Source organism: Nocardioides perillae (genome assembly GCF_013409425.1).
Taxonomy (GTDB): Bacteria; Actinomycetota; Actinomycetes; order Propionibacteriales; family Nocardioidaceae; genus Nocardioides; species Nocardioides perillae.
The window spans coordinates 677,030-692,790 of sequence record NZ_JACCAC010000001.1 but is presented as its reverse complement, the minus strand read 5'-3'; the positions used below and the strand labels follow the sequence as shown (position 1 = coordinate 692,790).

The 15,761-nt window shown below is 75.7% G+C and carries 12 protein-coding genes and 1 pseudogene; 6 read left to right on the top strand and 7 right to left on the bottom strand.

What is annotated here, in order from left to right; all coding sequences use genetic code 11:
• Window positions 1–33: 33 nt before the first annotated feature.
• The gene (locus BJ989_RS03295) at window positions 34–3,567 is read right to left on the bottom strand and encodes a proline dehydrogenase family protein (protein WP_179516984.1); all 3,534 of its coding nucleotides are present in this window, start codon (window positions 3,565–3,567) and stop codon (window positions 34–36) included.
• A gap of 133 nt (window positions 3,568–3,700) precedes the next feature.
• Between BJ989_RS03295 and BJ989_RS03290 the strand changes: the two genes are divergently transcribed.
• The 3 genes from BJ989_RS03290 to BJ989_RS18585 all read left to right on the top strand — a co-directional run bounded on the left by BJ989_RS03290 (window position 3,701) and on the right by BJ989_RS18585 (window position 5,998).
• Complete coding sequence (locus tag BJ989_RS03290) at window positions 3,701–4,681, top strand: LysR family transcriptional regulator (RefSeq protein ID WP_343049056.1); 981 nt, start codon at window positions 3,701–3,703, stop codon at window positions 4,679–4,681.
• Between the two features lie 111 nt (window positions 4,682–4,792).
• Window positions 4,793–5,044 (top strand): hypothetical protein, encoded by a 252-nt coding sequence (locus BJ989_RS03285; protein WP_179516983.1) that lies wholly within the window; start codon window positions 4,793–4,795, stop codon window positions 5,042–5,044.
• A 168-nt stretch (window positions 5,045–5,212) separates the two neighbouring features.
• A complete protein-coding gene (locus BJ989_RS18585; RefSeq protein WP_179516982.1) occupies window positions 5,213–5,998 on the top strand; it encodes an ANTAR domain-containing protein in 786 nt (261 codons plus the stop codon).
• A 204-nt stretch (window positions 5,999–6,202) separates the two neighbouring features.
• Here BJ989_RS18585 and BJ989_RS18970 read toward each other — a convergent pair.
• The 4 genes and pseudogenes from BJ989_RS18970 to BJ989_RS03260 all read right to left on the bottom strand — a co-directional run.
• Window positions 6,203–6,457, bottom strand: a pseudogene (locus BJ989_RS18970) (hypothetical protein); the annotation flags it as partial.
• A gap of 179 nt (window positions 6,458–6,636) precedes the next feature.
• Entirely contained in the window at window positions 6,637–7,272 is a 636-nt protein-coding gene (locus tag BJ989_RS03270) for a DUF3618 domain-containing protein (protein ID WP_179516981.1), read from the bottom strand.
• Entirely contained in the window at window positions 7,248–7,760 is a 513-nt protein-coding gene (locus tag BJ989_RS18580; protein WP_218848702.1) for a phage holin family protein, read from the bottom strand. The genes BJ989_RS03270 and BJ989_RS18580 overlap by 25 nt, the downstream gene beginning before the upstream one ends.
• On the bottom strand, window positions 7,757–8,683 hold the full coding sequence (locus BJ989_RS03260) for a hypothetical protein (RefSeq protein WP_179516980.1): 927 nt from the start codon (window positions 8,681–8,683) through the stop codon (window positions 7,757–7,759). The genes BJ989_RS18580 and BJ989_RS03260 overlap by 4 nt, the downstream gene beginning before the upstream one ends.
• Window positions 8,684–8,935: 252 nt before the next feature.
• Here BJ989_RS03260 and BJ989_RS03255 point away from each other — a divergent pair, with 252 nt between their 5' ends.
• Window positions 8,936–9,874, top strand: a complete 939-nt coding sequence (locus BJ989_RS03255; RefSeq protein ID WP_179516979.1) for a pyruvate, phosphate dikinase/phosphoenolpyruvate synthase regulator — start codon at window positions 8,936–8,938, stop codon at window positions 9,872–9,874.
• The gene (gene ppsA / locus BJ989_RS03250) at window positions 9,871–12,279 is read left to right on the top strand and encodes a phosphoenolpyruvate synthase (protein WP_179516978.1); all 2,409 of its coding nucleotides are present in this window, start codon (window positions 9,871–9,873) and stop codon (window positions 12,277–12,279) included. Before BJ989_RS03255 ends, ppsA begins: the two co-directional genes overlap by 4 nt.
• A gap of 158 nt (window positions 12,280–12,437) precedes the next feature.
• Here the strand turns inward: ppsA and BJ989_RS03245 are convergent, their stop codons facing one another.
• Both BJ989_RS03245 and BJ989_RS17430 read right to left on the bottom strand, forming a co-directional pair.
• On the bottom strand, window positions 12,438–13,118 hold the full coding sequence (locus BJ989_RS03245; RefSeq protein WP_179516977.1) for a response regulator: 681 nt from the start codon (window positions 13,116–13,118) through the stop codon (window positions 12,438–12,440).
• Window positions 13,115–14,104, bottom strand: a complete 990-nt coding sequence (locus tag BJ989_RS17430) for a histidine kinase (protein WP_179516976.1) — start codon at window positions 14,102–14,104, stop codon at window positions 13,115–13,117. The genes BJ989_RS03245 and BJ989_RS17430 overlap by 4 nt, the downstream gene beginning before the upstream one ends.
• A 128-nt stretch (window positions 14,105–14,232) precedes the next feature.
• Between BJ989_RS17430 and BJ989_RS03235 the strand changes: the two genes are divergently transcribed.
• Entirely contained in the window at window positions 14,233–15,750 is a 1,518-nt protein-coding gene (locus tag BJ989_RS03235) for a potassium/proton antiporter (RefSeq protein ID WP_343049055.1), read from the top strand.
• Window positions 15,751–15,761 lie beyond the last annotated feature (11 nt).

Genomic DNA, 15,761 nt, shown 5'->3' with positions numbered 1-15,761 from the left:
CGGCCTGTGGAGAGGCCCGGGGACCCCGCCGGGTCAGAGCACCTCGTGGGCGAGCCGGTGCGGCGTGCCGAAGCGGTGCGCGGTGATGCTGATCGCCTGCTCGTGCACGAAGGGCAGCAGCTCGACGCGACCGGCCTCGGTCACCGGGCCGGACCACACCGCCACCTCGGGCCGGGTGCCCACGACGTCCGCGAGGGCGAGCGCCGCGGCCGCGGTCTCCGCGGCAGGGCCGACCAGGCGCACCCGGGCACCGTGGCTGTCGCGGCCCAGCGCGTCCGCGCGGGCCAGCCACGCCGAGTCGTCCTCGGCGCTCAGGGCCACCCCCCGTGCCGACAGCTCGGCGCGCAGGGCGACCGGCAGGGCGGCGTACGCCTCGGGGGTGACCGACGCCCGCAGCCGGGAGCCGGCCACGAGCCCCGCGGCGAGCACCCGCACCAGCGGGCCGAGCGGGCCGCCGACGTGGCGCACCACCACCGGCACCGGCAGGTGGCGCAGCACGTTGCGCTCGGCGGCGAGCCCGGTCACGTCGTCGGGCGTGCCCAGCACCTCGCCCCAGTACGCCGCGTCGGAGCGCAGGGCGCGCTCGACCGAGGCCCGCTCGTCCTCGCCGAGGGCGTCGGCCGCCGCGGCCAGGAGCGCGCGGGCGGGCTCGAGGGGGGCGGTGGTCGCGCCCGCGGGCCGCGAGGTCCACGACGACAGCCCGACGAGGTAGTGCGGGCCGCCGGCCTTCGAGCCCGCACCCACCGCCGACCGCTTCCAGCCGCCGAAGGGCTGGCGCTGCACGATCGCGCCGGTGGTGCCGCGGTTGACGTAGACGTTGCCGGCCTCGACGCGGTCGAGCCAGGTGCGGACCTCGTCGGGGTCGAGGCTGTGCAGGCCGGCGGTGAGGCCGTAGTCGACCTCGTTCTGCAGCGTCACCGCCTCGTCGAGGTCGGCGGCGACCATGAGGCCCAGGACGGGGCCGAAGTACTCGGTGAGGTGGAACTCCGAGCCGCGCACGACGCCCTCCTTCACGCCGGGCGACCACAGGCGACCGGTGTCGTCGAGCTGCCGGGGCTCGACGAGCCACGACTCACCGGGGCCGAGCGTGGTGAGCGCGCGCAGCAGCTTGCCCGAGGCGGGCTCGACCAGGGGGCCCACCTTCGTGGTGGCGACCTCGGGGTAGCCGACCTCGAGCGAGGTCACCGCGTCGACCAGCTGCTGGCGGAAGCGGCGCGAGCGGGCCACGGAGCCGACGAGGATCGCCAGCGACGCCGCCGAGCACTTCTGGCCGGCGTGGCCGAAGGCGGAGGCGACGAGGTCCTTGACCGCGAGGTCCAGGTCGGCGCTCGGGGTGACGACGAGGGCGTTCTTGCCCGAGGTCTCCGCCAGCAGCGGCAGGTCGGGGCGGAAGGAGCGGAAGAGCGCGGCCGTGTCGTAGGCGCCCGTGAGGATCAACCGCTCGACCCGCGGGTCGGCGATGAGCGCGCGGCCGAGGTCGCCCTCCTCGACGTGCACCAGCTGCAGCGCGTCGGCGGGGATGCCCGCGGCCCACAGCGCCTCGACCATGACCGAGCCGCACCGCTGGGCCTGCGGAGCGGGCTTGACGACCACCGCGGACCCCGCCGCCAGCGCCGCGAGCGCCGAGCCAGCCGGGATCGCGACCGGGAAGTTCCACGGCGGGGTGACGACGGTCAGCCCCACGGGGTGGTGCTCGGCGCCGTCGACCTCGTCGAGCTCCTCGGCGAGGTGGGCGTAGTAGTTGGCGAAGTCGACCGCCTCGGAGACCTCGGGGTCGCCCTGGTCGAGGGTCTTGCCGCACTCCGAGGCCATCACCTCGAGCAGCGCGCCACGACGTCGCTCGAGCTCGACCGCGGCCCGGCGCAGGTGCGCCGCGCGCTCCGCACCGCTCAGCCGGCCCCAGGCGCCGCCGGCGGCCGGGTCGGTCGCCCGGGCGAGGACGCCCTCGAGCGCGTCGGCGGAGTCCACGGTGTGGGCGGCGACCAGGTCGGCGCCGAGCGTGGAGCCCGGCACCCGGGCGAGGACCTCGCGGCCCCACGCCAGGTTGCCCGGCAGGGCGGGGTCGGTGTCGGGGGTCGCGCGGTAGGTGCCGGCGACGGCCTCGGCGGGGTCCTCGGTGCGGCGGTCCTGGGTGCGGTGCGGCGGCGGGACGACGTCGTCGACCGCGACGAGCGAGGCGAGGAAGCGCTGCCGCTCGCGCTCGAAGAGCTGCGCGTCCTCGTGCAGGTCGAAGACCGCGGACATGAAGTTCTCGCGGCTCGCGCCCTCCTCGAGGCGGCGGATGAGGTAGGCGATGGCGACGTCGAACTCGCGGGGGTGCACGACCGGCGTGTAGAGCAGCAGCGAGCCGCCCTCCGCCGCGACGTCGCGGCGGACGGCCTCCGCCTGGCCCTGGGCCATGCCCAGCAGCATCTCGAAGTCGATGCCGTCGCGGACCCCGCGGCGACCGGCGAGGATCCAGGCGAACGCGACGTCGAAGAGGTTGTGGCCGGCGACGCCGATGCGCACGTGGGCGGTGCGCTCGGGGTTCAGCGCGTAGGACAGCACGCGCTTGTAGTGGGTGTCGGAGTCCTGCTTGGTGTGCCAGGTGGCGAGGGGCCAGTCGTGCACCTCGGCCTCGACGCGCTCCATCGGCAGGTTGGCGCCCTTGACCACGCGCACCTTGATCGGCGCGCCACCGCGGGCGACCCGCGCCGCGGACCACTCCTGCAGCCGCACCATCGCGGCGAGGGCGTCGGGCAGGTAGGCCTGGAGCACGATGCCGGCCTCCAGGCCGAGGAACTCCTCGCGGTCGAGGATGCGGGTGAAGACCGCGGTGGTCAGCTCGAGGTCGCGGTACTCCTCCATGTCGAGGTTGACGAACTTCTGCGGGCTGGCCGCGGCCGCGCGGCGGTAGAGCGGCAGCAGCCGGTCGACGACGTGCTCGACGGCCTCGTCGAAGGCCCACGGGTTGTGCGGCGCCACGGTCGAGGAGACCTTGATCGAGACGTAGTCGACGTCGTCGCGGGCGAGCAGCCGGTGGGTGCCCTCGAGCCGCTTGGCGGCCTCGCGCTCGCCGAGCACGGCCTCGCCGAGGAGGTTGATGTTGAGCCGCACGTCGCGCTCGCGGATCCGGGCCAGCGCCCGGCCGAGCTGGCGGTCGCGCGCGTCGACCACCAGGTGGCCGACCATCTGGCGCAGCGCGCGGCGCACGACCGGGATGACGAGCGCGGGCAGCAGCAGGCCGGCCAGCGCGCCGACGCGCACCGCGACCCGCAGGTGCCACGGCAAGAAGCGGGGCACGTCGCGGGCCAGCACCGCGAAGTTGCGCGCCGCCACGCGCGGGTCCTCGGGGCGCACGACGCCGTCGACGAAGCCGACGGTGAAGTCGAGGCCCCTGCTGTCCTTCAGCACGCCCGCGAGGTGCTGGGCCGAGGCGTCGACGGGCAGCTCGGCGGAGGTCGCGAGCCAGCGGCGGACCTGGGCGGTCACCTCGTCGGCGAGGCCGACGAGCTCGGGGTCGCCCGACGCGCCGGTCGGGTCCGACGGGACGGGGCGGGAGGCAGGGGCGGCCGGGGTGGTGGTCACGGAGTCCTCGCAGGCGGGCGGGCGCGCGGGTGGCGCGCCGGGTCCTCCCAGTGTGCGGCGACCGACGCGTAAGGTGAAGTGAACTCTTCTGACGGGTGCTCGTCACCTGTGCTTCACGATCGACCGGTCCCCCGTGGGCGGCGAGGAGGCCTCCGTGCTCGACGTACGACGGCTGCGGCTGCTGCGCGAGCTGGCCCTGCGCGGCACGCTGGCCGACGTCGCCGCTGCCCTGCACCAGAGCCCGTCGGCGGTCTCCCAGCAGCTCGCGCAGCTGGAGCGGGAGGCCGGGGTGGAGCTGCTGCGCAAGGCCGGTCGCCGGGTGCAGCTGACGCCCGAGGCGGAGATCCTGGTCGAGCACACGGTCGCGGTGCTCGAACGGCTCGAGCAGGCCGAGAGCGACCTCGCCTCGGCCCAGCGGGAGGTGGTCGGCCCGGTGCGGCTCGCGGTCTTCCAGTCCGCCGCGCTCGCGCTGCTGCCCGCCACCTTGCGGATGCTGGGCGAGGACCACCCGCGCCTGCGCGTGACGGTCACCCAGCGCGAGCCCGAGACCGCGCTGCTCGAGACCTCGGCCCGCGACTTCGACCTGGTGGTCGCCGAGCAGTACCCCGGCCACGCCGCGCCGTGGCACCCCGGCCTCGACCGCGAGCCGCTCACCGGCGACCGGATCCGGCTCGCACTGCCCCCCACCGGCGGCGGCACGGGGAGCGCCGCGGCCTGGGACGCCGTGGGGTCGCTGCCCGACGCAGCCCGCTCGCCGTGGGTGATGGAGCCCCACGGCGCGGCCTCGCGCCACTTCGCCGAGCAGATGTGCCGGCGCGCCGGCTTCGAGCCCGACGTGCGCTTCGAGACCGCCGACCTGCAGGCCCACGTCGCGCTCGTCGCCTCCGGCAACGCCGTCGCCCTGCTGCCCGACCTCGTGTGGGTGGGCCGCGGCGACCCGGGGGTGCGGCTGCTCGACCTGCCCGGCGACCCCGAGCGATCGGTCTTCACCGCCGCGCGCCGCACCACGACCGACCGCCCCTCGGTGCGAGCCGTCCGCGCCGCCCTCGCCCGCGCCGTCGTCGAGGCGGGAGCGGGGCCCGGGGTCGGACCCGGAGGCGGCGGCGCTGGCTGAGTCGACCGAGGCGCGGCGGGACCTTCGCCGCGCTGCGTCGTTGAGGTGGTGCGGCGCCACCGGGCGCCCCCGGCAGCAGCCGGACGACGCGTGAGGGCGAGGAGGTGTGCCGTGGTGCGGTCCCGCAGCGAGCGGATCGCGGCGCTGCCCCTGCGCGACGGGCTGCGCGTCGCGGCCGTCACCGGGCTGGTGCGCGCCCTCGCCGGCTACGCCGGCGTCACCGCGCTCGTGCTCGTCGTCGGGGTGGGGACACCCACGACGGCCGCGTCCCCCGGCGAGCGCCTCGACCCCGGCGGTCCCGTCCGCGTCGTCGAGCTCGACGAGCCGCCCGTCGACCCCGCCCCGCCCGCCGCCTGGCCCTGAGGCGCGGGGCGAAGGCGCTCGCCCGGCTGCCAGGCCGCGGGTGCTCGCGCGAGGCGCCCACGGACAGCCCGCCCGCGCGTGACCTGGGGCCCTCGACTACGTTGTCCCCCACGGGTGCAGACAACCGCCCGGACCGTCGTGACCGCCGTAGCCCGGCCAGGAGCGACCGTGCCTGACCACGTGCTTCCCGGGGCGACCACCCCGGGCTCGACCGGCGCGCCCGCACCCGCGGCCGCTCCGCTCGGCACCGACCCCGACGTGCTCGACGTCCTGCACCCGGCCCTGGGCCCGGTCCGTGACGCGGACGCGCTCGACGCCACGCTCACCCACCTCGCCCGCGGAGCCGTGCTGCTCGCACCCGAGGTCTCCGAGGTGGCCTTCGTCGTTGACCTCGGCGGGCCGTGGGAGTGCCGGGCGGCCACCGGCCCGGTGGCCCGCGACCTGGTGGCCGCCGAGCTGGCCGCGGCCGCCGGGCCCGCCCACGCGGCGGCCGAGGCCCGGGAGACCGCGCACGTCCTGCGCCGCGCCCTCGACGAGTGGTCGGCGGTCGGTGACCTCGCCGCCCGGCACGGGGTGCGCGCCCTCGTGTGCGTGCCGCTCCTGGACGGACGCCGCGTGCGCGGCGTGCTCGTCGGCGTCGCGCTGGAGGTGTCGCTGTCGACCGGCAGCCGCCGCCTCCTCGAGACGGTGGCCGCCGCGGCCGCCGGCTCGGTCGAGCGCCTCGCCCACCAGCAGGACGTCGCCCGCGCCCTCGAGACCCGCTCGGTCATCGGGCAGGCGATCGGCATCGTGATGGAGCGCTACGACCTGACGCACGACCGCGCCTGGGACTACCTCGTGCGCCAGGCCAGCACCCGCGAGGTCAAGCTCGCGCTGGTCGCGCGCGAGGTCGTGGACCGGCGCGACCAGGGCGCGGCCGAGTCGGGGGTCGACCCCGCCGAGCCGGTCGGCTGACCTCACCCCACCCGCGCGAGCCGTCGGCACGAGCCTCAGCCGACGGGCCGGCTGCGCACGAGCACGCCGATCTTGTCGACCCGGTTCTCCGGATTGCCGAAGCGGTCGGACCAGGTGTTGCCCTCGGCGCGGTCCTCGGGCGTGCGGCAGGTCGACAGCGTCCTCGAGGCGCGTCCAGAGCTCGTTGACCTCCTGGTGCTCCTGCTCCACCTGCAGGGTCAGCTCCTCGCCGTCGGGCAGCTCGCGGCGCAGCACCGGCCAGAGCACCGACTCCTCGGCGAAGGCGTGCGGGAAGACCAGCCGCGCGATCCGGTGCAGCACCTCGTCCTCCTCGCGGCCCTCGGCCTGCTCGAGGCGGTGCAGCAGCCGGTCGAGGCGCACGTGGTCGGCCTTCTGCCGGGCGAGCACGCTGAGGCGCCCGCCGAGCTCGGCGGTGGACTGGTGGGCGAGCGAGGTCATCTGGTCTCCTCCGACGTGGGTGAGGTCAGGGGAGTCGGGCGACGCGGCCGACCGGCCGCCGGCGTGCGACGGGCAGCGGCCCGGCGGACGGCGAGCCGTCAGCACGCAGGACGGCGCCCCCACCCGGACTCCCCTGACACACCGGGTGGGGGCGCCTTCCGCAGGGCGCGTGCGGTCGGTCAGCTGGAGCTCTTGACCTCGTCGACCGCGCTCGTGCCCTCGTCCTGGACCCGGGAGGCCGACTCTTGGGCGGAGCCCTTCACCTGCTCGGCGCTCTCGGTCGCCGACTGCTGCAGGTCCTGGGCGTGCTCGGTGGCGGACCCCTGGAGGTCCTGGCCGACCTGCTGGGCCACCGACTTCGCCTCCTCGACGAGCGGCTGACCCTGCTCCTTGGCCGTCTCGACGACCTGGCGGGCGGCCTGCGCCTCGCGCTGCGAGGACGGCAGCAGTCCGGCGAGCACGACCCCGGCGCCGAAGGCGACCAGGCCGGCGGCCAGGGGGCTGCCCTCCACCTTGTCCTCCACGGTCGAGACCGCACCGCTGGCGGTGTCGGCCACGCCGTGGACGGCGCCGGAGGCACCGTCGCGCACCGAGCCGGCGGTGCCGGAGGCGGTGTCGGCGGCGGAGTGCTTGGCCGACGAGGCGCTGCCCATGACCTTGTTCTTGGTCGACTCCCAGCGGCCCTTGGCGGCCGCCTTGCGACGCTCCACGATGGCCTGCGGGCTCACGCGGTCCTGCAGCGCGTCGAGGTCCGACGCCAGGTCCCGGCGGGTGCCCGCGATGTCGCGGCTCAGCTCTTCTGTGCTCTGACCCATTCCTTGTCCTCCTGGATCGTGCGCTGCGTCTGGGGCAGCTGCGGGTTGGCTTCCTGGACTTCCTTCTTGCCGGTCAGCGCCAGCGCGGCGGCCACGAGGCCCCACAGCAGCGCGACGATCCCGGCGCCCGCCTCGAGCGGCAGCCAGTTGTGCAGCAGGTAGGCGAGGGCGAGCGAGGCGAAGCCGAGGAAGTAGAGGCCGGCGACGCCGGCACCTCCGAGCAGCCCGGCGCCCTTGCCGGCCTTGGTGAGCTCCTGCTTCAGCTCGGTCTTGGCGAGCTCGACCTCCTGCTGGAAGAGGCGGCTGAGGTCGCCGGTGACGTCGCTGACGATCTCGCCGAGGCTGCGGCCGTCACCGCTGCCGCGCGGCGCGTGGTCCTCGCCGGCGAAGGTCTCGGTGCTGCCGCTGACGCCGGGGTTGGCGGCCCGGGTCTGACCCGGCACGCCGGGAGCGTCCGTGACCGCGGTGCGGTCCTGGGGTGTGCTCACGCCGGACCACCGCCCGCCGGCCGCGCGCCGTACCCGGTCGGGTCGGATCCGAGACCGGTGCCGGAGGCCTCGAGGTCGAGCGCGTCGTCCTCGGTGCGCTGGGACGGCACCGCGGGTCCGCCGACGCCGCCGTCGACGCCGCGGTCGATCCCGGTGCCGCCGGGGACGCCCGGCGTGCTGCCCGGGGCGGTCTCGAGGGTGTGGGCCTGCGGCACGCCGGTGGGCACCGGGCGACCCGCGAGGGGGTCGGCGGCGGCGTCACCGGTGGTCTGCGGCAGGCGGTCGCTGCTGCCGGCCAGGCCCGCGGGACCGGAGGTGCCCGAGGTGCTCGAGCCGCCGATCACACCGGCGTCCTTGGCGCCGCGCGCCAGGCGGCCGGCGACGACGCCGGCGGCGAGCGCGCCGAGCAGGAACGTGCCGGGGCTGCGACGGGCGTAGCCGCGCACCTCCTGCAGCAGGTCGGCGGGCTCGCGGCCCTCGAGGCGGCCGGTGAGTCCCTGGACCCGGTCGGCGACCTGGCGGGCGAGGTCGGCGGCGACGCCGTCACCCTGCTGGGCCATCGACTGCAGCTGGTCGCCGGCCTCGCGCAGCAGGTCGGTCAGGCGACCGAGCTGCTCCGAGGACTGGCTCTCGAGGTGGCCCCGGGCCTCCCCGAGCAGGTCGCGGGCGTGCTGCTTGGCCTCGCCGGCCACCTCGCGCGCCTGCTGGGCCGCCTCGCCGGCGACGTCCTTGGCCTCGCTGGCCGCGGTGCCGGCGACGGCCTGGGTCTGCTCCTTGGCGGTGCCGGCGACCTCCTGGGCCTTCTCGGCGGTCCCGCCGCCGGAGCCGGAGCCGGTCGTGCCGGTCGCGTAGCCCGAGGTGCCGGTGCCGCCGGTGCCGCCGGGGCCGCCGGTGAGACCGGTCGGTGTGGTGGCCTCGGTCATGGGTCCTCCTGTGGTCGGTGGTCGTGGTGCCTGGGTCGAGCCGGCTGCCTGCGGCCGCCAGCCCGTGGTGACGACGCAGTACCCCCGCCCGGCCGGGCTCCAATCCGGGGGCCGCGCAACACCACCCGCTGGGGTAGGGCGGCCACGGCGTACGGTGCGAGCGGCCGCGGGCGGGGACCGGCGGGGCCGACTCGGACGCCCGCCCCGTGGGCACCGGGAGGCACGGTGGCGGTCGAGCGAGAGGATGCCGAGGTGGTGGTCGAGCAGGCAGGTGGGCCGGAGGCGGTGCCCGTGTGGTTCCTCTCCGACAGCACCGGCATCAGTGCGGAGACGATGGGCAACGCGCTGCTCATCCAGTTCCCCGACCTGGTCTTCGACCGCACGACGATCCCCTTCATCACGACCGTCGAGCACGCCCGCGAGGTCGTCGCCACGCTCGACGAGGTCGTCGACGCCGGCACCGTGCCGCTCGTCTTCACCACCGCCGCCGAGGACGCCGTGCGCCAGGAGCTGGCACGCACGCGGGCGCCGATCATCGACTTCTTCGACCTGCACATGTCGCGCGTGGAGTCGATCCTCGGCCGCACCGGCATCAGGCAGGCGGCCCGCCTGCACGGCGTGCGCGACGTGCAGCGCTACAACAACCGCATGGCAGCGGTGGAGTTCACCATCGAGCACGACGACGGGCAGAGCCTGCGCGCGCTCGAGAAGGCCGACGTGGTGCTCCTCGCGCCGTCACGCTGCGGCAAGACGCCGACGTCGATGTACCTCGCACTCCAACACGGGCTGTTCGTCGCCAACTACCCCCTGGTCGACGAGGACCTCGAGCGCGACGACCTCCCCGAGCCGCTGCGCGACCACCTCGACCGCGCCTTCGGGCTGACGACGACCGTCGACCGGCTCAGCCGCGTGCGCCACGAGCGCCGCCCGGGCTCGCGCTACGCCTCCCCCGAGCAGTGCCGCTGGGAGCTGCGCCGCGCGCGGGCCCTCCTCGACGCCCACCGGCTCCCCGTCATCGACTCGAGCGCCAAGTCGGTCGAGGAGATCTCCGCGCTGATCCTGCAGACCCTCAAGACGCGGGCCCGCGCCCGGCACACCCCCGCCACCACCTCGCGCAGCACCCCCCGCAGCACCCCCCGCAGCACCCAGCGCAGCACTCCCGGCACCACCCCCACGGAAGGACGGCCATGACCGCATCCCCCCTCGTCCGCTGGTTCTCCGAGCTCGGCCTGGCCGACCTCGACCAGGTCGGCGGCAAGAACGCCTCGCTCGGCGAGATGGTCTCCCAGCTCGCCGACCTCGGGGTGCGGGTGCCCGACGGCTTCGCCACCACCGCCGACGCCTACCGCCACTTCATCGGAGACACCGGCCTGGCCGAGCGCATCGACGAGCTGCTCGGCGACCTCGACGTGGAGGACACCCGCCGCCTGGCCGAGGTGGGGCGCGAGATCCGCGAGGCAGTGGTCGCCCAGCCCTTCCCCGAGGACCTCGAGCGCGAGGTGCGCCGCGCCTTCGAGCAGCTCGTCGAGGGCACCGAGGTGCCGGACGGTCAGGAGCCGTCCTTCGCGGTGCGCTCCTCGGCCACCGCCGAGGACCTCCCCGACGCCTCCTTCGCCGGGCAGCAGGAGACGTTCCTGAACGTGCGCGGGATCGACGCGGTCATGACCGCGATCCGCGAGGTCTTCGCCTCCCTCTACAACGACCGCGCGATCGCCTACCGCGTGCACCACGGCTTCGCCCACGCCGACGTCGCCCTCTCGGCCGGCGTGCAGCGGATGGTGCGCTCCGACGTCGGTGCCTCGGGTGTCATGTTCACGGTGGACACCGAGTCGGGCTTCGACGACGCGGTCTTCGTGACGTCGGCGTACGGCCTCGGCGAGGGCGTCGTGCAGGGCGCGGTCAACCCCGACGAGTTCTACGTCCACAAGCCGGCGCTGCGGGCCGGCCGCCCGGCGGTGCTCAAGCGCGGCGTGGGCGCCAAGGCCACCAAGATGGTCTACACCGAGCACGCCGAGGTCGGCCGCACCACGGAGTTCGTCGACGTCGACCCCGCCGACGCGCGGTTGCTCTCGCTGACCGACGACGAGGTCGAGGAACTGGCCCGGCACGCACTCACCATCGAGGAGCACTACGGCCGCCCGATGGACGTCGAGTGGGGCAAGGACGGCCTCGACGGGCGGCTCTACGTGCTCCAGGCCCGCCCCGAGACCGTGCAGTCCCGTGCGACGGGCACCCTGGAGCGCTACGCCATGCCGAAGGACGCGCGCGCGGGCGCGGACGTGCTCGTCGAGGGCCGCGCCATCGGCCAGAAGATCGGCGCCGGCGCCGCCCGCGTGCTCACCTCGGTCGACCAGATGCACGAGTTCACCGCCGGCGACGTGCTGGTCGCCGACATGACCGACCCCGACTGGGAGCCGATCATGAAGCGGGCCGCCGCCATCGTGACCAACCGGGGCGGGCGCACCTGCCACGCCGCGATCATCGCCCGCGAGCTCGGCATCCCCGCCGTCGTCGGCACCGGCTCGGCGACCCGCGACCTCGCCGACGGCCGCGAGGTCACGGTCTCCTGCGCCGAGGGCGACACCGGGCTGGTCTACGACGGGTTGCTCGACTTCGACGTCACGACCACCGAGCTCGGGTCGATGCCCGAGGTCCCGGTGAAGATCATGATGAACGTCGGCACCCCCGAGCAGGCCTTCGCGTTCTCCCGCCTGCCCCACGCCGGCGTCGGCCTCGCGCGCCTGGAGTTCGTCATCAACCGCCAGATCGGGATCCACCCGAAGGCGCTGCTCGACCTCGAGCGGGACCCCTCCTCCCTGCCCGACGACCTGCGGGAGGAGATCGAGGAGCTCACCGCGGCGTACGCCGGCCCGCGCGACTTCTTTGTCAAGCGGGTCGCTGAGGGCGTCTCGATGATCGCGGCGGCCTTCGCGCCCGAGCCCGTGATCGTGCGGATGAGCGACTTCAAGTCCAACGAGTACGCCAACCTCGTCGGCGGCGAGCGCTACGAGCCCGACGAGGAGAACCCGATGATCGGCTACCGGGGCGCTTCGCGCTACCTCTCGGCCGACTTCGCGGAGTGCTTCGAGATGGAGTGCGCCGCGATCCGCCACGTTCGCGACGAGATGGGCCTGACCAACGTGCAGGTGATGATCCCCTTCGTCCGCACGGTGAAGGAGGCCGAGGGCGTGATCCGCCTGCTCGGCGAGCACGGCCTGCGCCGCGGGGAGGGCGACCTGCGGGTCGTGATGATGTGCGAGGTGCCGTCCAACGCGGTGATCCCCGAGGCGTTCCTCGAGCACTTCGACGGCTTCTCCATCGGCTCGAACGACATGACCCAGCTGACGCTCGGCCTCGACCGCGACTCCGGCCTCGTGGCCGAGGGCTTCGACGAGCGCGACCCGGCGGTGCTCCACATGCTCAGCCGCGCGATCGAGGCCTGCAAGGCGCAGGGGAAGTACGTCGGCATCTGCGGCCAGGGCCCCTCCGACCACCCCGACCTCGCCGACTGGCTCCTCGACCAGGGGATCGAGTCGATGTCGCTCAACCCCGACACCGTGGTGGACACCTGGCTGCGGCTGGCGAAGCGGGCCTGAGGCCGGCGCCCGACCGGCCCGCGCGCTCCTTGAGCCGATCTTGAGGCGGAAACCCTGACAACGGCCGGGACCGCGGGCTACAGTGGTGCTCGAACCGCCCGGTGGACCCGAGACCACCGGGCGGTTCTTCCATTCCCGGGGTGCCGAGCCGCGCCCCGCTAGGGCTCGATCAGTCCCACGCGCACGGCGTACCTCGTCAGCTCGGTGCGGTCGCGCAGGCCGAGCTTGCGCAGCACGTTCTCCCGGTGGCGCTCCACGGTGCGCGGCGAGATGACGAGCAGCCGGGCGATCTCGCGGGTGCTGTGGCCCTCGGCGACGAGCTTGACGACCTCGTCCTCGCGGGCCGTGAGCAGCGCGGGGGCGTGCCGCTCGCCGCGGCGCTCGCGCGCCACCCACTCGCGCACCAGGGCGCGCTCGGTGCCGGGGTAGAGGAACGTCTCGCCGCGCAGCGCCGCCCGACACGCCTCGAGGAGGTCGCGGTCGGCGGCGGCCTTGAGCACGTAGCCCGCGGCCCCGGCACGCAGCGCGTCGAAGAAGTACTGCTCGTTGTCGTGCATCGAGAGCATCAGCACGGTCACCTGCAGCCCGCGGCGCTGCACCTCGCGGGCCGCCTGCAGCCCGGTCATCACGGGCATCGCGACGTCGAGCAGGAGCAGGTCGGCCGGCACCGTGCGCAGCACGTCGAGGGCCGCGCGGCCGTCGCCGACCTCGGCGACCACCTCGAGGTCGGGCTCGGCGTCGAGGATCAGGCGCACGCCGCGGCGCACCAGCGCGTGGTCGTCGGCCAGGACCACCCGGGCCGGCCGCCCCGGGTCGGTGCGGGCCCGCGTCGCGCTCACCGGCCGCCCTCCGGGGCCGCGGTCGGGGCCGCAGCCGGGGGCGCGGCCGGCACCAGCAGCCGCACCCGCGTGCCACCGCCCTCGCGCCGCGTGACGCTCAGGCTGCCGCCGACGCCGGCGGCGCGCTCGGCCATGCCGCGCAGCCCGGTGCCCTGGGTGGCGGGTGCCGCCGGGTCGACGCCGCGGCCGTCGTCCTCGACCACGAGCTCGACGTGGGCGCCGACGGGGCCGAGGCGCAGCCGCACCGTGCGGGCGTCGGCGTGGCGCGCCACGTTGGTCAGGGCCTCCTGCGCCACGCGGAAGACGACCAGCTCGGTGGCCTCCGACATCGCGGGGAGGCCGGGCACGACCGCGCGGTGGACCGCGACGTCGGTCGCGGCGAAGAGGTCGGTGGTGAGGGCGACCAGGGCGCTGCGCAGGCCGAGGTCCTCCAGCACGTGGGGCCGCAGCCGACGGGCGGCCACGCGCACCTCCTCGAGCGCCGCCCGCACCCCCTCGCGCGCGGCGGCGACGGCGGCGCGCTCCTCGGGCGCCATCGACCGCTCGGCCGCGGCGAGCTCGAGCAGCACCGCGGTGAGCGACTGCCCGACGCCGTCGTGCAGGTCCTGGGCGATGCGGGCGCGCTCGGCCTCCTCGGCGTCGGTCACCGCCAGTGCGCGGTCGGCCTGCGCCCGCTCGACGCGGTCGAGCAGCTCGTCGACCGCCGTCGCCAGCCGCGCCGCCTCCCGCGGGCGCGGCACGGGCACGCGTCCGGCCGCGCCGGTGAGGTCGAGCGCCTCGACGACCTGGTCGAGCGCGCGCAGGGTCGGGCCGAGGAGCAGCGCGACGACGCCGGTGAGCACGAGCACCCCGAGCACCAGCAGCACGACCGACCCCGGCTCGGGGTCGCGGGGCACGGCGACGGGCCCGGTGGCGAGCGCGACCGCCCCCGCGCCGTAGACGAGGAGGTTGGCCGCGGCCACGCGCGTCAGCAGCGAGCTGGTCACCGACCAGCGCGCCCTGACCCGTCCGGTGCTCCGCACGCCGCACCCGCCCAGCAGTGCCCGGCCCGGCCCGCACACTGTGGGGAGGAGACCCCATCGGGTCGGGGCGGTCGTCGCGGCACGCTGGAGGGGTGGGTGACTACGCGGGCCTCGACCTCGACATGGCGGTCTTCGCCGGGTCGCTGGTGCTGCTCGTCGGCGTGCTGGCCGTGCGGCTCTCTGTCGGGGCCGGGCTGCCGAGCCTGCTGCTCTACCTCGCCATCGGGCTCGCGCTCGGCGAGTCGGGGCTCGGGCTGCCCTTCGAGGACGCGGCCCTGACGACGGTGCTCGGCACCCTCGCGCTCGCGGTGATCATCGGCGAGGGCGGGCTGTCCACCCGGTGGTCGGTAATGCGGCCGGTCCTGGGCCTCGCCGGCCTGCTCGCGACCGTCGGCGTCGCGGTGAGCGTCGCGGTGACCGCCGTGCTGAGCCACGCGCTGCTCGACGTCGACTGGCGCACCGCGCTGCTGCTCGGCGCCGTCGTCGGCTCCACCGACGCCGCCGCGACCTTCTCGGTGCTGCGCCGCCTGCCGGTGCGACCGCGGCTGCGCGCCACGCTCGAGGCCGAGTCGGGGCTCAACGACCCGCCGGTGATCATCCTGGTCACGCTGGTGGCCTCCGACGCCTGGGAGACCGCCTCGGGATGGGCGATCGCCGGTCAGCTGGTGCTCCAGGTCGTGCTGGGCGTGGGGGTCGGCCTCGCCGCCGGCGCGGTCGGCGCGACGGCACTGCGGCGCGGGGCCCTCCCGTCGTCGGGGCTCTACCCCCTCGCCACCTTCACCTGGCTGCTGCTGGCCTTCTCCGGCGCGGCGCTGCTCGGAGGGTCCGGGCTCATGGCGGTCTACGTCGCCGGGCTGTGGCTCGGCAACAGCCGGCTGCCCCACCACCAGGCCAGCCTGGGCTTCGCCGAAGGCCTGGCGTGGCTGGCCCAGATCGCGCTCTTCGTGCTGCTCGGGCTGCTGGCCAGCCCCGCACGGTTGCTCGACGCGTTGCTCCCGGCGGCCGCGGTCGGCCTGGCCCTCACCGTCGTCGCGCGCCCCCTGGCGGTGGCGGTGTGCAGCGTGTGGGCCCGCCTGCCCTGGCGCGAGCAGGTCTTCCTCTCCTGGGCGGGGCTGCGCGGCGCCGTGCCGATCGTGCTGGCGACCATCCCCGTCGCGCAGGGCCTGCCCTCCGCCACCCGCATCTTCGACGTGGTCTTCGTGCTCGTCGTCGTCTTCACCCTGCTGCAGGCGCCGACCCTGCCGTGGCTCGCGCGGCGCACCGGTGTCGCCGTCGCGACGTCACCGCTCGACCTGGCGGTGGAGTCGGCGCCGCTCGAGGGGATGTCGGCGGCGCTGCTGCAGCTCGAGGTCCCGCAGGGCTCGCAGATGGCCGGCCTATACGTCACCGACCTGCGGCTGCCCCCGGAGGCCGCGCTCGCGCTGGTGCACCGCGAGGGACGCGTGCTGGTGCCCGACGCCCACACGACGCTGCGCTCCGGCGACACCCTGCTGCTCGCCGTGCCCGACCCGGTGCGCCGCGAGACCGAGCGGCGCCTGCGCGCCGTCGCGCGACGCGGCCGCCTCGCCTACTGGCACGGCGAGCGCCGCGAGCCGTCCCCCCGCCGGTGAGGGGCGCGGGG

Excerpts from the sequence above, each read along its gene's own strand:
- BJ989_RS03270 (WP_179516981.1), bottom strand. The coding sequence starts at position 7,272 with ATGGGTCAGAGCACAGAAGAGCTGAGCCGCGACATCGCGGGCACCCGC.
- BJ989_RS03260 (WP_179516980.1), bottom strand. The coding sequence starts at position 8,683 with ATGACCGAGGCCACCACACCGACCGGTCTCACCGGCGGCCCCGGCGGC.
- ppsA (WP_179516978.1), top strand. The coding sequence starts at position 9,871 with ATGACCGCATCCCCCCTCGTCCGCTGGTTCTCCGAGCTCGGCCTGGCC.